The organism is Novosphingobium sp. TK71 (assembly GCF_055361505.1).
Genome location: NZ_CM143962.1, coordinates 359,946 through 373,422, shown reverse-complemented (window position 1 = coordinate 373,422; position 13,477 = coordinate 359,946). Strand labels below are relative to the sequence as shown.

The 13,477-nt window shown below is 64.1% G+C and carries 15 protein-coding genes and 1 tRNA gene; 9 read left to right on the top strand and 7 right to left on the bottom strand.

The annotated features are described in order from the left end of the window. Positions 1-6: 6 nt before the first annotated feature. A complete protein-coding gene (der, locus tag ACXJ16_RS01620; protein ID WP_185996946.1) occupies positions 7-1,383 on the bottom strand; it encodes a ribosome biogenesis GTPase Der in 1,377 nt (458 codons plus the stop codon). A gap of 187 nt (positions 1,384-1,570) precedes the next feature. Here der and ACXJ16_RS01615 point away from each other — a divergent pair, with 187 nt between their 5' ends. Beyond that, the gene (locus ACXJ16_RS01615) at positions 1,571-2,194 is read left to right on the top strand and encodes a CHAP domain-containing protein (RefSeq protein ID WP_324696223.1); all 624 of its coding nucleotides are present in this window, start codon (positions 1,571-1,573) and stop codon (positions 2,192-2,194) included. A 47-nt stretch (positions 2,195-2,241) separates the two neighbouring features. Here ACXJ16_RS01615 and ACXJ16_RS01610 read toward each other — a convergent pair whose 3' ends face one another. Then, positions 2,242-2,529 carry a DUF3297 family protein gene (locus tag ACXJ16_RS01610; protein WP_054435425.1) on the bottom strand — a complete coding sequence of 96 codons (288 nt, stop codon included), beginning with the start codon at positions 2,527-2,529 and terminating at the stop codon, positions 2,242-2,244. 88 nt (positions 2,530-2,617) lie between these two features. On the opposite strand from ACXJ16_RS01610, the gene ACXJ16_RS01605 reads away from it, so the two are divergent. The 5 genes from ACXJ16_RS01605 (at position 2,618) to ACXJ16_RS01585 (ending at position 7,209) form a co-directional block, all read left to right on the top strand. After that, positions 2,618-2,692 (top strand) — tRNA-Val (locus ACXJ16_RS01605). A 120-nt stretch (positions 2,693-2,812) separates the two neighbouring features. Then, complete coding sequence (gene serS, locus ACXJ16_RS01600) at positions 2,813-4,093, top strand: serine--tRNA ligase (RefSeq protein WP_324696226.1); 1,281 nt, start codon at positions 2,813-2,815, stop codon at positions 4,091-4,093. Between the two features lie 160 nt (positions 4,094-4,253). After that, positions 4,254-5,018: a 5'/3'-nucleotidase SurE gene (surE, locus tag ACXJ16_RS01595; protein WP_054435428.1), complete on the top strand. Its 765-nt coding sequence runs from the start codon at positions 4,254-4,256 to the stop codon at positions 5,016-5,018. After that, complete coding sequence (locus ACXJ16_RS01590) at positions 5,018-6,130, top strand: LysM peptidoglycan-binding domain-containing protein (RefSeq protein WP_463921075.1); 1,113 nt, start codon at positions 5,018-5,020, stop codon at positions 6,128-6,130. The genes surE and ACXJ16_RS01590 overlap by 1 nt, the downstream gene beginning before the upstream one ends. Positions 6,131-6,141: 11 nt before the next feature. After that, positions 6,142-7,209 carry a potassium channel family protein gene (locus ACXJ16_RS01585; RefSeq protein WP_463921074.1) on the top strand — a complete coding sequence of 356 codons (1,068 nt, stop codon included), beginning with the start codon at positions 6,142-6,144 and terminating at the stop codon, positions 7,207-7,209. Here the strand turns inward: ACXJ16_RS01585 and ACXJ16_RS01580 are convergent. Continuing rightward, positions 7,201-7,593: a DUF1761 domain-containing protein gene (locus ACXJ16_RS01580; protein WP_054435430.1), complete on the bottom strand. Its 393-nt coding sequence runs from the start codon at positions 7,591-7,593 to the stop codon at positions 7,201-7,203. The two genes, ACXJ16_RS01585 and ACXJ16_RS01580, sit on opposite strands and share 9 nt — an antisense overlap. 161 nt (positions 7,594-7,754) lie before the next feature. On the opposite strand from ACXJ16_RS01580, the gene rimO reads away from it, so the two are divergent. After that, complete coding sequence (rimO, locus tag ACXJ16_RS01575) at positions 7,755-9,137, top strand: 30S ribosomal protein S12 methylthiotransferase RimO (RefSeq protein WP_463921073.1); 1,383 nt, start codon at positions 7,755-7,757, stop codon at positions 9,135-9,137. Positions 9,138-9,411: 274 nt separating this feature from the next. Here the strand turns inward: rimO and ACXJ16_RS01570 are convergent, their stop codons facing one another. Next, positions 9,412-9,609 (bottom strand): hypothetical protein, encoded by a 198-nt coding sequence (locus ACXJ16_RS01570; RefSeq protein ID WP_463921072.1) that lies wholly within the window; start codon positions 9,607-9,609, stop codon positions 9,412-9,414. 126 nt (positions 9,610-9,735) lie between these two features. Between ACXJ16_RS01570 and ACXJ16_RS01565 the strand changes: the two genes are divergently transcribed. Then, on the top strand, positions 9,736-10,497 hold the full coding sequence (locus ACXJ16_RS01565) for a competence/damage-inducible protein A (protein WP_185996941.1): 762 nt from the start codon (positions 9,736-9,738) through the stop codon (positions 10,495-10,497). A 22-nt stretch (positions 10,498-10,519) separates the two neighbouring features. Beyond that, a complete protein-coding gene (locus tag ACXJ16_RS01560) occupies positions 10,520-11,041 on the top strand; it encodes a hypothetical protein (protein WP_221937079.1) in 522 nt (173 codons plus the stop codon). 70 nt (positions 11,042-11,111) lie between these two features. On the opposite strand, the gene ACXJ16_RS01555 is transcribed toward ACXJ16_RS01560, so the two are convergent. From ACXJ16_RS01555 to rplK, 3 genes are all read right to left on the bottom strand, one after another. Further along, positions 11,112-11,960 (bottom strand): TauD/TfdA dioxygenase family protein, encoded by an 849-nt coding sequence (locus ACXJ16_RS01555; RefSeq protein WP_463921070.1) that lies wholly within the window; start codon positions 11,958-11,960, stop codon positions 11,112-11,114. 177 nt (positions 11,961-12,137) lie between these two features. Further along, a complete protein-coding gene (gene rplA, locus ACXJ16_RS01550; protein WP_132469337.1) occupies positions 12,138-12,839 on the bottom strand; it encodes a 50S ribosomal protein L1 in 702 nt (233 codons plus the stop codon). A gap of 4 nt (positions 12,840-12,843) precedes the next feature. Further along, positions 12,844-13,275 carry a 50S ribosomal protein L11 gene (rplK, locus tag ACXJ16_RS01545; RefSeq protein WP_054435442.1) on the bottom strand — a complete coding sequence of 144 codons (432 nt, stop codon included), beginning with the start codon at positions 13,273-13,275 and terminating at the stop codon, positions 12,844-12,846. Positions 13,276-13,477: the final 202 nt, after the last annotated feature.

Sequence of the window (13,477 nt, the reverse complement as noted above, 5' to 3'; positions counted from 1 at the left end):
TTTTCGTTACTTGGCGAACGGGTTCTTGGGCATCCGCAAATTGAGCCGGATCGGCACCGCGTCGAACCCGAGTTCCCGGCGGATGCCGTTGATCAGGTAACGGCGGTAGCTTTCCGGCAGCAGGTCGAGCCGGGTGCCGAACAGCACGAAGCCCGGCGGGCGGGTCTTGGCCTGCGTGATATAGCGCAGCTTGATGCGCTTGCCGCCCGGCGCCGGCGGCGGATTGGCCGACAGCGCATCGTCGAACCAGCGATTGAGCGCCGCTGTGGGCACACGCTTGCTCCATGCCTCGCGAATCGAGAATCCGGCGGCGATGAGTTCGTCCAGCCCCTTTCCGGTCCGCGCCGAAACCGCCAGCAGCGGCACGCCGCGCACCTGGGCAAGGCCATCGTCAAGCGCGCCGCGAATGCCGTTGAACAGCGCAGAGGCGCCTTCCGCAACGTCCCACTTGTTGATCGCGATGATCAGCGCACGGCCTTCTTCGAGCACCTTCGAGGCGATGGTGAGATCCTGGTGCTCCAGCCCGCGCGTGGCATCGAGCAGCAGCACGACGACTTCTGCAAAGTCGATCGCATGGCGCGCGTCGGCCACGGCCATGCGCTCCAGCTTCTCGGTGACATTGGCGCGCTTGCGCATGCCGGCGGTGTCGATCAGGCTGACTTGGCGGACTTCCTGCGTCTTGGGATCGGTCCATTCCCAATCCACCGTGATCGAATCGCGGGTGATGCCCGCTTCCGGTCCGGTAAGCAGCCGGTCCTCACCCAGAATCCGGTTGATCAGGGTGGACTTGCCCGCGTTTGGACGGCCGACGATGGCAAGCTTGAGCGGACGGCGCAGCAGCGCCTCCTCGTCAACTTCCTCCTCGAATTCCGGCTCTTCGGGCTGAAGCGGATCGAGATGCGGCAGGAGCGATTCGAACAGGTCGGCCATGCCCACGCCATGTTCGGCCGAAAACGTGATCGGCTCGCCAAGGCCAAGCGAATAGGCCTCGAGGACGCCGCTCTCACCCGCGCGCCCTTCGGCCTTGTTGGCCAGCAGGACCACCGGCACCGGCGAGGCGCGCAGCCACTGGCCGATCTCCTCGTCGAGCGGCGTCAGGCCGGCGCGCGCATCGACCACGAAAAGCGCGACATCGGCGGTTTCCAGCGCCGCTTCGGTCTGCTTGCGCATACGGCCGGGCAAGGTTTCGGCCTCGTCGTCTTCCCAGCCCGCCGTGTCGACGATCTGGAATTTCAGGCCGAGCAACTCGGCGTCGCCGAAACGACGGTCGCGCGTCACGCCCGGCTGATCGTCGACGAGCGCGAGCTTCTTGCCGACGAGCCGATTGAACAGCGTGGACTTGCCGACGTTGGGTCGGCCGATGATGATCACCTGAGGAAGCATGTTGATAACTCGATAAAGGATTCCGGCCCCTAGGGGAATTCGGCGCAGATGGAAACGTCTGCATTTTCGCAGCGCAACAGGGAAGCCCGGGAACAAATTCTTACTTCGGCGTTAACCATGTGCCGAAGGAATCCCCTAACCGTATCGGGCAAATCTGGAAAACATGAAGGTTTATCCGATAGCAATCATGTTGAGCCTGGCTGCCGCGGCCTCCTCTCCGGCCAGCGCCCGCTCCGCGATCGACGACGCCCTGGCCGGCATGGACGACGACCGCTCCGCCGCCGCCAAAGGCCCGGATTACCTCGAATGCGTGCCTTATGCACGCCAGCTTTCCGGCATCCAGATATACGGCGACGCCCATACCTGGTGGAAGCAGGCAAAGGGTCGCTACGCCACCGGCCGCGCACCGCGCATCGGCGCGGTCATGGCGATGGAACCTTACGCAGGCTCGCAGCTCGGCCATGTCGCCACGGTCAGCAAGGTCGTCGATTCGCGCACGATCCTGGTGAGCCATGCCAACTGGTCGCCCATCGAGGGGCAGCGGGGGCGGATCGAAAAGAACGTTACCGTTCTCGACGTATCTCCCTTGAATGACTGGAGCGAAGTGCGGGTCTGGTATGCGCCGATCCACAATCTCGGCAACACGCACTGGCCGGTAACAGGCTTCATCTACAACGCCCGTCCCGGCACGGTGCAGGACGGAGCGTTCCAGACAGCCGATGCGGCCGCAGCCCCCCGGGAACGGGTGAAAGCCAGGAAAAAGGGCCGCCGAAGCGACCCTATCGGCGACATCATCGCCGGAAACTACTGACAGGTCCGCGAACCGGCCGCCCGTTTCGGACAGCCGATCATGCGTCATCAGGCCTTGGCGACAGGCGCGTCTTCGCCGAGATCCTCATACCAGGCTTCGACAGGCCCTGCGAGCTTGACCGTCAGGGGATTACCCTTGCGATCCAGCGTCTTGCCGGCCTGAACGCGCACCCAGCCTTCGGAAATGCAATATTCCTCGACATTGTTGCGAACCGTTCCCTTGAAACGGATGCCCACGCCGCGCTGCAGCTTTTCCTCGTCGAAGAACGGGCTCTTCGGGTTGATCGCAAGGTGGTCGGGCGGCACGTCGGCGCCGGTTTTTGTCTCTTCGGTCATGTCTCGCGATTTAAATGGAGATGGGCGCTTGTCAATTCGATCCGACTCATCTAGAGGCGCGCTTCCGCAACGGACACAGTCCAGCAGCGGGCGCGTAGCTCAGTGGTAGAGCACACCCTTCACACGGGTGGGGTCGCAGGTTCAATCCCTGCCGCGCCCACCATCCCTTATATCCGGGATGGCTGAAAAAGGCGGACATTTCCCCAAAAACACGATGCAACTCCGGTCGAAACGGGCCGCACAAATCTTGCTTGTGCGGGCATGAGGCGGCATAGCGCGCGCCATGCACGATATCCGCCTGATCCGCGAGAATCCCGAAGGATTCGACGCCGGCCTCGCCCGCCGTGGGGTAGCCCCCGTGGCCGCCGAAATCCTCGCCCTCGACGAGCAGCGCCGCTCCGTCGCCACGCGCATGCAGGAAGGGCAGAATCGCCGCAACGAGGCCTCGAAGGCGATCGGCAAGGCCATGGGCCAGGGCGACAGCACCACGGCCGAAGCTCTGAAGGCCGAAGTCGCCCAGCTCAAGGACACCCTCCCCGCGCTCGAAGCCGAGGAGAAAGACCTTTCGGCGCAGCTGCACAATGCGCTCGCCGCCCTGCCGAACATCCCGGTAGCCGACGTGCCGGACGGCGCGGACGAGACCGAGAACCTTGAAGTCGCCAAGTGGGGCACGCCCGGCACGTTCGCGTTCGAGCCGAAGGAACACGCCGATCTCGGTCCGGCGCTCGGTCTCGACTTCGAGACAGGCGCGAAGATTTCCGGCGCCCGCTTCACGTTCCTGAAGGGCCAGATGGCCCGCCTCCACCGCGCGCTCGCGCAGTTCATGCTCGACACCCAGACCGGCACCAACGGTTACATGGAATGCATCGTGCCGCTGCTGGTCAAGGACGAGGCCGTGTTCGGCACCGGCCAGCTTCCCAAGTTCGCGGAAGATCTGTTCAAGACCACCGATGGCCGCTGGCTGATCCCCACCGCCGAAGTTTCGCTGACCAATGCCGTGCAGGACGAAATCGTCGATACTGCCGCCCTGCCCCTGCGCATGACCGCGCTCACCCCCTGCTTCCGGTCGGAAGCGGGCGCTGCGGGCCGCGACACACGCGGGTTCATCCGCCAGCACCAGTTCGAGAAGGTCGAACTCGTCACCGTTTGCCAGCCCGACCAGTCGGAAGCCGAGCACGAGCGCATGGTCGCCGCCGCCGAATCGATCTTGCAGGCGCTGGAACTGCCTTATCGCAAGGTGCTGCTCTGCTCGGGCGACATGGGCGCCACCGCGAAGAAGACCTTCGACCTCGAAGTCTGGCTGCCCGGCCAGGCGGCCTACCGCGAGATCAGCTCGATCTCGAACTGCGGCGACTATCAGGCCCGCCGCATGAACGCACGTTTCAAGCCGGAAGGCTCCAAGAAGACCGAGTTCCTGCACACGCTCAACGGCTCGGGCCTCGCGGTGGGCCGCACGCTGGTTGCCGTGCTGGAGAATTACCAGCAGGAGGACGGCTCGGTACTGGTGCCTGAGGCGCTCAAGCCCTGGATGGGCGGGATCGAAAAGCTGGAGCCCCGCTTCTAAGGGGCTTCGACAAGCTCGGCCTGAGCGGATTTGAGTGGGGCATCCTCCCATTTCACGCAGGCCGAGCCTCCCCTCCGCTCATCCCGAGCTTGTCGAAGGATGAATGGACCGGCGCCTCGCTTGGACCACCAAGCCCGCGCCACATTGCGAGAAAGACACCATGCGCATTCTGCTCACCAACGACGACGGCATCAACGCCCCCGGCCTCTACGTTCTTGAAAAGATCGCCGCGCAGCTTTCGGACGATATCTGGATCTGCGCGCCGAGCGAGGAACAGTCGGGGGCCGGCCATTCGCTGACGCTCGGTCGTCCGGTGCGCATGCGCGAACACGCGCCCAAGCGCTTCTCTGTCACCGGCACGCCTACCGATTCGGTGACCATGGGCATCAAGAAGGCCATGCCCGGACCGCCCGACCTGATCCTCTCCGGCGTCAACCGCGGGGCCAACCTCGGCGATGACGTGACCTATTCGGGCACCGTCTCGGCCGCGATGGAGGGCGCGCTCGCAGGCATCCGCTCGATCGCGCTGAGCCAGGTCTATGCGGGCGAAGGGCACGGCAACAACGTCAGCTTCTCCGCTGCCGAGGAATGGGGCGCAAAGGTACTGAAGCCCCTGCTCGATGCGCCATTCGCGCCGCGAACGCTGGTCAACGTCAACTTTCCGCCCGTCGCCGGGGCCGAGGTCAAGGGCATCCGCGTGGTCCGCCAGGGCTTTCACGATTATGCACGCGGTTCGGTGGTCGAAGGCGTGGACCCTCGCGGGTTCCCCTACTTCTGGTTCGGCCTTCACGGCATCGAGCATACGGCCGGCCACAACACCGACCTCGAAGCGATCTCCGAGGGTTATATCTCGGTAACGCCGCTCCAACTCGACCTCACGCACGACGCATCGCTGGCCGAGATCGCGAGCCGCTTCGAAGCATGATGCGGAAGTCCCTTCTCCTGCTGGCGGCGCTCGCGCTGCCGATCGCGCCCGCCTTCGCCGCGCCCCCTAGGCAAGAAAGCGAGGCCGTGCACGTCGTCGTGGCGGGCGAGACGCTGAACGGCATCGCCAACCGTGCGGGCGTTTCCGCCGAGGCGCTGGCCAGCGCAAACAGCCTCAAGGCTCCTTACGTCGTGAAGCTCGGCCAGAAGCTGACGATCCCTCGCGCCAAGGTAGCTGCGACCAAGGCCGCTCCGGTGCCCGCCAAAAGCGCGGCGAACCCGGCAGCGCCGGCAAAGAAGGCCGCAGCCGCCGCAAATTCGACTGCAAGAGCCGCCATCGCCGCTGCCGGGCCGCCCGAGCAGGAGAGCGTCCACGTCGTCCAGCCCGGAGAGACGCTCGGCAGCATCGCACTCGCCGCCCAAGTACCGCGCATCCTGATCGCCGAGGCCAACGGCCTGCAGCCGCCCTACAATGTGCGCCTGGGCCAGAAGCTGCAAATCCCGCGCACCCGCCGTCATGCGGTAAAGGCAGGCGATACCGGCTTCTCGATCTCCTACAAATATGCCGTGCCATGGGAGCAGATCGCCCTCGCCAACGGCCTCGATCCAACGGCTCCGGTAAAGGCGGGGCAGTCGCTGTTGATCCCCACCCTGCTCGATCCGCCCGCGACCAGCGCCGCCCCCGTCACCGCGGTCACAGCGCCGCCCCCGCCGAAGGCAGCGCCGTCCACCGGGACAGCGCGTTTCGCCTGGCCGGTGAACGGCCCCGTGCGCCGCGGTTTCGCGACCGGCGCCGACCATCACGACGGGCTCGACATCAAGGCGCCTGAAGGCACGATGGTCCGCGCCGCCGCCGCCGGCACCGTCCGGTTCGCCGGAATGGAGAAGGAGCAGTTCGGCAACCTCGTCGTGATCGATCATGGCCAGGGCTGGTTCACCGCCTATGCCTTCCTCAGCCGGGTCACGGTGAAGGAAGGCGCGAAAGTCGCCATTGGCGAGCGCGTCGGCCTGGTCGGCAGCACCGGCCTTGCCAAGGGCAACGAACTGCACTTCGAAGTCCGGCAGGACGGCAAGCCGGTTGACCCGCTGGACGAGCTGCCCAAGGCTCCGTAAGCTCGCCGGGCATGTCGAAGAGACGCTCTGCCTCCAATCCGCCAAAGGCGCCCGTTTTCAAGCCGCTGCGCCGCTCGCTGGCGGTTCCGGTGTGGGCCGACGTGGCCCTGCGGCTGGGCGGCGCATTTTTCCTGATCTTCGTCGTCATCATGGTCCACTGGAGCGACCGGGCGGGCCTCCACGATGTCCATGACGGGCAGGTCAGCTTCCTTGATGTCGTCTACTTCACGATGATCTCGATCACGACGACAGGCTTTGGAGACATCGCCCCCGTCAGTGATCGTGCCCGCCTGATCGAGGCCGTACTGGTCACGCCGATCCGGCTCGCCGTCATCACCATTTTCGTCGGCACCGCCTACAATTTCATCATCAAGCGCAGCTGGGAGACATGGCGCATGAAGCGCATCCAGGAACGGCTGGAAGACCACATCGTCGTGCTCGGCTTCGGCGTCAGCGGCTCGGAAGCAGTGAAGGAACTCGTCGAACGGGGAACCGAACCGGCCTGCATCGTTGTCGTCGATCCGGTACAGGCCCGGCTTGCGCAAGCCGAAAGGATGGGCTGCAACGTCCTCCAGGGAGACGCCACGCGCGACGAGATCCAGAACGCGGTGCGCGTGACCACGGCAAGAACCGTGCTGGTCTCAGCCGGACGAGACGATACCTCGGTGCTCATCGTCCTTACCGCCCGGCACCTTGCCCCCAAGGTGCCGATCACGGTTGTCATCCGCGCCGACGACAACGAACTGCTCGCCCGGCAGGCCGGGGCGAACAACGTCATCAATCCGGTTCGCTTCACCGGCCTCCTGCTGGCCGGCTCGGCCGATGGGCAGCATGTGGCGGACTATTTCTCCGACCTCGCTTCGGTGGCAGGCCGCGTCCAGCTTGTCGAAAGACCGGTTGAACCGTCGGAAGTGGGCCGTTCGCTCGACCAGCTTGCGACCGGCGGCAAGGGCCTCAGGATCTATCGCGGAAACCGCACGATCGGCTTCTGGGAAGACGAGGCGCAGTCCCTGCAACCGGGCGATATCGTGGTCGAGATCACGCCTACGAAGAGCAGCGACGACGAGCCGTCAGCCTAGCGCCCAGAACACCAGCCCCATCGCCAGATAGGCAACCAGCCAGAACAGGCAGTCCATCACACGGCGAATCGGCTCGGCACGGTAGCGAACATGCGTCAGCCAGATCGCGGGCAGGACGAAGGCAATGGCGACGCCGCCGGTCTGCATGAAATAGAGCCAGGGCTTTGCCGCCAGCGTTTCCGCGCCGATCCGCGCGAAGTTGTGCCCGAGCATGATCGAACTGACGAGAAACACGAAGCAGACGATTCCGTAGTTCCCCGCGCGTTCCGATTTTCCCGGCGCCAGTCGGCGGTCATTCTGAAACGGCGGTCCGTTCCAGACGAAGCCCACTACCACGGCGAGCACTGCTGCGAGAACCACGGCCAACCAGTTTACCGGACCCATTGCCACATTCCTTTTTCCAACAGGACCTTCCTTGCGCAGGCTCGTTGCCGTGGCGCAAGGCCGCGGTGAGATCGTGAGGCGCACTGGCGGGGCCGCAGTGCGGGCACGATTCGTTTTTCGTGACTCTTGGCCGTAATAAGCGTATCGGGCCGGCCATTCCTATGGCTATTGAAATCCCCTCTCCGCCCAAGGTCGGCATGGTCAGCCTCGGCTGCCCCAAGGCGCTTGTCGACTCCGAACGCATTCTCACCCGGTTGCGCGCCGACGGCTACACGATGAGCCCGGACTATGCCGGCGCCGATGTCGTGCTCGTCAACACTTGCGGTTTCCTCGATTCCGCAAAGGAAGAGAGCTTGGCTGCGATCGGTGAAGCCATTGCCGAAAACGGCCGCGTGATCGTCACCGGCTGCATGGGCAACGAGGCCGACGTGATCCGCGCGCGCTTCCCGGACGTGCTCGCCGTAACCGGCGCGCACCAGTACGAAGCCGTGGTCGAGGCCGTGCACGACGCCGCCCCGCCCGAGATTTCGCCCTATGTCGATCTGATCCCGCAGATCTACGACGAAGCGGGCGTGAAGCTGACGCCGCGCCACTACAGCTATCTGAAGATCTCGGAAGGCTGCAACCACGCCTGTTCTTTCTGCATCATCCCCAGCCTGCGCGGCAAGCTGGCGAGCCGCCGCATCGACGCGGTGCTGCGCGAGGCGGAAAAGCTCGTGCAGGCGGGCACGCGCGAACTGCTGGTCATCAGCCAGGACACTTCGGCCTATGGTGTTGACGTGCGCCATGAAACGCGCACGTGGAAGGACCACGAGGTCCGCACCCACATGACCGATCTCGCCCGCGAGCTTGGCCAGTTGCGCGATTCGCAAGGCCGCAAGCCTTGGGTGCGCCTGCACTACGTCTACCCTTACCCGCACGTCGACGCGGTGATCCCGCTCATGGCGGAAGGGCTGCTCACCCCCTACCTCGACATTCCGTTCCAGCATGCGGCACCCTCGGTGCTCAAGTCGATGAAGCGCCCGGCCAACGAAGCCAAGGTGCTTGATCGCCTGCGCAAGTGGCGCGAAATCTGCCCGGATATCGCCATCCGCTCCAGCTTCGTGGTCGGCTTCCCCGGTGAGACCGAGGCGGACTTCCAGTACCTGCTCGACTGGCTCGACGAAGCGCAGCTCGACCGTGTCGGCGCGTTCCGCTTCGAGCCGGTCGAAGGCGCCAGCGCCAACAACCTGCCGAACGCCGTGCCGGAAGAGGTCAAGGAAGAACGCTACGCCCGGATCATGGAGAAGACCGCCGCGATCAGCGCTGCCAAGCTCCAGGGTAAAGTCGGCCGTATCCTGCCCGTCATCATCGACGAAGTGGGCGAGGCCGACGAGGATGGCGACATCGGCGCAACCGGCCGCTCTCAGGCCGACGCTCCCGAGATCGACGGCAACGTCTTCCTCCGCAATGCAGGGAAGGACATGCAAGTCGGTGATATCGTTGATGTTCTCATCGAGGATGCCGACGAGCACGATCTTTATGGAGCGATCACCACCGGCTGACGACATCGGCGGTAGACGCCTGAGTTGCACGTCTTGCAACATTGCCCAATCTTTTCGCATTTGCGGCGAATCGGTGTCGGGAGCATATGGAGCAGGCCTTTCAGGCATCCTCTCCCAAAAACTTTCAAAGGGCTGGTCTTCGGACCGGCCCATTTTTTTGCCGGCTTTCCTTGCCTGGCGATCGGTATCGCTCTCGGACCAAGAAGTGCGTGCGAGAACGCAAGAGGCCTGAGGACAAGGCAACCCCGATCCAGATTCGATCATGCCTCGTGCATCAGCCGCAAGGAACGAGCGCCTCGGCATCGTTCACTTTGCCCTTCCTCATGTGCAATTCCGGCAAGTCCTGAAGCCGAAGGGAATGCCGGTTTTCCAGCGCCTGAGCGATGGGTTGCACGCCACGCAACAGCAGGAAAGTTTTTCGCATTTGCAGCAAAACGTGTCCGGGATCATAAGGATCGGGCCTTTCAGGCATCCTCTCCCAAAACTTTTCAGGGCTGGTCTTCGGATCGGCCCTTTCTTTTTGCCCCGGTCCCGCGCGTGCGAAAGAGAAGCAAATGCACGACTGGCGGCGCGCGCAGCTTTGTCCTAGCCATGCGCCATGGCCGAATCCTCGCGAATCTACACAGCCGCCCTCGTCGTCATCGGTGACGAGATTCTTTCGGGTCGCACGCACGACAAGAACATCGCGCAAGTCGCAACCTGGCTTCAGGTGCAAGGTATCCGCCTGAAGGAAGTGCGCGTCGTCGCGGACGACACTGCCGCGATCGTCGAAGCGGTGAACGTCCTTCGCGCCCGCAACGATTACCTTTTCACAACCGGCGGAATCGGTCCCACGCACGACGACATCACGGTGGACGCGATCGCCGAGGCCCTGGGTGTACCGGCAAGCGTACACCCCGAAGCGCGCGCAATCCTGGAAGGCTACTACGAGACTCGCGGCGGACTGACCGAGGCACGGCTGCGCATGGCACGCACGCCGGAAGGCGCCAGCCTGATCCCTAACCGCTACACCGGCGCCCCGGGCATCCGTTACGAAAACGTCTTCATCATGGCAGGCGTCCCGAGCATAACGGCCGGAATGCTTGACGCCCTGTCCGGGCAGCTCGAAGGCGGAGCGCCGCTGCTGTCCGAAACCATCGGCTGCTGGGTGGGCGAAAGCGAAGTCGCCGAATTGCTCCGGCAGACCGAGAAGACACATGAGAGCTGCCAGATCGGTTCCTACCCGTTCTGGGCGGAAGGCAAGACCGGCGCCAACTTCGTGATCCGCTCCGTCAGCGCCGACGATCTCGCCGCCTGTTCACGCGCGCTGGTCGAGGGCCTCGAAGCGATGGGCCGAGCCGCGGTGCTAGGTGGCATTTGAGCTTGCCGCCGCGTTTGCGCTGATGGCCACGCCTGCCCCTTCCCTGACTGCCGCGCCCACACTGGACGCATTCGAGGCTGTGCTGAGCCGCCATGACAGCGCCACGCTGGCGCTGGAGGAATGGTGTGCCGCACGAGGATTGGGCGATCCTGCGCGGATCACGGCGCACCTCGTCCAGGGAGCGGATCAGCCGGCACCGGACGACATTCGCACGGTGTTGGCGATCGGACATGGCGACACCGTCAGCCTGCGCAATGTTCGGTTGAACTGCGGCGCCAAGGTCCTGTCAGTGGCATGGAACTGGTATGTCCCGGAGCGCCTGACGCCGGCCATGAACGCGGCGCTGGGGTCTACCGATATCCCCTTCGGCAAGGCGGTCGCCGCCCTCCAATTCCGCCGCAAGCCGCTCTCGACAGTCGCCGGTGCGGCCGCGAACTGCCCGCCCGAGACCATTTCCACCCATCAGGCGATGCTGCTGCTGCCCGATGGACGGCCGCTGGCCTATCTGGTCGAGTGCTATACGGCGGCCAACCTGGAGCCCTGACGCCGCCCGTGACCCGCCAGCCTTGGCAAAGCGAGTATTCGGAGCGGCGTTCCTGAACGCCTGACCCGGATCAGGCGGCCACGGTCTCAGTGCCGGCGATCGATGTACGGTGCATCATGCGACCGGTCGATTTGTCATAGGGAATGGCCCGGTGCATCGCCCCGGTATTGTCCCAGATCACGAAATCGCCCTTGGTCCACTTGTGGCGCAGGGAAAACGCCGGCTGCGCCGCCCATTCCTGCAGGCGGATCAGCATCGCCCGGCCCGCCGGAACCTCCATGCCGACGATATGATCGGCAGTAGTCCCTATCACCATCGACTTTCGGCCGGATCCGTGTGTCCAGACCAGCGGATGCTCCTTGACGAGCCCGATGCCGAGCACGCGCTCACGATGCTTTTCCGGAATGGCATCGGCGATCGGCGACAGACTGGCGCGCACGGAGTGCACGGCCTTGAGCCCTTCGAGCGCCTGCTTCTCTTCCTCGGGCAGGCCCTCGTATGCGGCATAAGTGCTGGCGAACTCGGTTTCCCCGCCGATGGCAGGCGCGATGCGGCACGACAGCAGCGTGGCGAAAGGCGGCGGCATGTCCACGGTGATCCCGTCCATGTGCCAGAAGAACGTCCCCAGCACATATTCCGGCTGAGGATTGATCTTCTCATCCAGCGTGACCTGATAGACGTTTTCGTCGTTCTGCTGGACGTTGTTGCGCGCGGTCAGCTTGACGGTGCCGCCCATCGCGTCGGTAATGGCAAGTTGCTCGGCATCGGTGAGGTTCAGTTCGGGAAAGACCACGACGGTACGCTCTTCCACTTTGGCCCGGATCGCCTCAGCCGCTTCCGGCGTGAAGATGTCCGCTCGGTCGTCCCATACGACACGCGAACCGATGTGTTCCTTGATGTCCTCGAATCGGATGGCCATGGCGGCACGCTCTCCAGTTTATCGTTTTGAACAGTTGTTCAGCACGAAATACACCGCTCGGCGGAACGGTGCAAGAAGGAGCGCCCTGCCGAAGGATCGCCGCAACGAAAAAAGGGCCGGAGGTTTCCCTCCGGCCCTTCTATCCGTTTCGCATGATCCCGAAGGATCAGGTGCCTATCAGGCGCCGGCGATTTCGGTCGTGTCGATCTTCAGGCCGGGGCCCATCGACGACGAAAGCGAAATCTTGCGAACGTACTTGCCCTTGGAGCCCGAGGGCTTGGCCTTGACGATCGCATCGACGAACGCGCTGAAGTTGGTCAGCAGGTCGGCGTCCGAGAACGACATCTTACCGATGCCGGCGTGGATGATGCCCTGCTTTTCGACGCGGAACTCGATCTGGCCGCCCTTGGCGTCCTTCACGGCCTGCGTGACGTTCGGGGTCACGGTGCCGAGCTTCGGGTTCGGCATCAGGCCCTTCGGACCCAGCAGCTTACCGAGACGACCGACGACGCCCATCATGTCCGGGGTGGCAATGACGCGGTCGTAGTCGAGGTTGCCGGCCTGCATGTCGTCCATGAGGTCTTCCGCACCAACCTTGTCGGCGCCGGCGGCGAGAGCTTCCGCAGCCTTGTCGCCCTTGGCGAACACGGCGACGCGAACGGTCTTGCCGGTGCCGGCCGGAAGCGAAACCATGCCGCGAACCATCTGGTCGGCGTGACGCGGGTCAACGCCCAGGTTCATCGCGACTTCGACGGTTTCGTCGAACTTGGTCGTCTTCAGGTCGCGCAGGGTCTGCAGCGCTTCAGCGACAGGGTAGTGCTTGAGGTTTTCGCCGAGCTTCTCGGTCAGCGACTTCTGCTTCTTGGTCACCTTGGCCATGGAATCAGCCCTCCACCACTTGCAGGCCCATCGCGCGGGCCGAACCTTCGATGATCTTGGTGGCGGCTTCAATGTCGTTGGCATTGAGGTCGGCCATCTTGACCTGGGCGATCTCGGCAAGCTGCGAGCGCTTGACGGTACCGGCGCTGATCTTGCCCGGCTCCTTCGAGCCCGACTTCAGGTTCACGGCCTTCTTGATGAGGAAGGTCGCCGGGGGGGTCTTGGTGACGAACGTGAAGCTGCGATCCGCATACACCGTGATGATGGTGGGGATCGGCATGCCCTTTTCGAGCTCCTGCGTGGCAGCATTGAACGCCTTGCAGAATTCCATGATGTTCACGCCGCGCTGACCCAGCGCAGGGCCGATCGGCGGGGACGGCGTGGCGCTGCCGGCCTTGACCTGCAGCTTGATGTAACCTTCGATCTTCTTGGCCATTTGGCCACTCCTTTCACACTTTCACACCTGCACGGCAGATGCTCATGTTTAGCGGTCTTACGGACGCTGGAGCATCCTCCCGCAGGGAATCGCACCGGCACGAGGCCGATCCGAAGTGCGCGCCCCTAAACGATATCGGGATAAAAGGAAAGGGCAGGATTTCCGGCTTTCTCTCGCCCGGTGCAACCGCCATAGAAAGCCA

Excerpts from the sequence above, each read along its gene's own strand:
- der (WP_185996946.1), bottom strand. The coding sequence starts at position 1,383 with ATGCTTCCTCAGGTGATCATCATCGGCCGACCCAACGTCGGCAAGTCC.
- ACXJ16_RS01615 (WP_324696223.1), top strand. The coding sequence starts at position 1,571 with ATGTTGAGCCTGGCTGCCGCGGCCTCCTCTCCGGCCAGCGCCCGCTCC.
- ACXJ16_RS01610 (WP_054435425.1), bottom strand. The coding sequence starts at position 2,529 with ATGACCGAAGAGACAAAAACCGGCGCCGACGTGCCGCCCGACCACCTT.
- serS (WP_324696226.1), top strand. The coding sequence starts at position 2,813 with ATGCACGATATCCGCCTGATCCGCGAGAATCCCGAAGGATTCGACGCC.
- surE (WP_054435428.1), top strand. The coding sequence starts at position 4,254 with ATGCGCATTCTGCTCACCAACGACGACGGCATCAACGCCCCCGGCCTC.
- ACXJ16_RS01590 (WP_463921075.1), top strand. The coding sequence starts at position 5,018 with ATGCGGAAGTCCCTTCTCCTGCTGGCGGCGCTCGCGCTGCCGATCGCG.
- ACXJ16_RS01585 (WP_463921074.1), top strand. The coding sequence starts at position 6,142 with ATGTCGAAGAGACGCTCTGCCTCCAATCCGCCAAAGGCGCCCGTTTTC.
- ACXJ16_RS01580 (WP_054435430.1), bottom strand. The coding sequence starts at position 7,593 with ATGGGTCCGGTAAACTGGTTGGCCGTGGTTCTCGCAGCAGTGCTCGCC.
- rimO (WP_463921073.1), top strand. The coding sequence starts at position 7,755 with ATGGCTATTGAAATCCCCTCTCCGCCCAAGGTCGGCATGGTCAGCCTC.
- ACXJ16_RS01570 (WP_463921072.1), bottom strand. The coding sequence starts at position 9,609 with ATGCCTGAAAGGCCCGATCCTTATGATCCCGGACACGTTTTGCTGCAA.
- ACXJ16_RS01565 (WP_185996941.1), top strand. The coding sequence starts at position 9,736 with ATGGCCGAATCCTCGCGAATCTACACAGCCGCCCTCGTCGTCATCGGT.
- ACXJ16_RS01560 (WP_221937079.1), top strand. The coding sequence starts at position 10,520 with ATGGCCACGCCTGCCCCTTCCCTGACTGCCGCGCCCACACTGGACGCA.
- ACXJ16_RS01555 (WP_463921070.1), bottom strand. The coding sequence starts at position 11,960 with ATGGCCATCCGATTCGAGGACATCAAGGAACACATCGGTTCGCGTGTC.
- rplA (WP_132469337.1), bottom strand. The coding sequence starts at position 12,839 with ATGGCCAAGGTGACCAAGAAGCAGAAGTCGCTGACCGAGAAGCTCGGC.
- rplK (WP_054435442.1), bottom strand. The coding sequence starts at position 13,275 with ATGGCCAAGAAGATCGAAGGTTACATCAAGCTGCAGGTCAAGGCCGGC.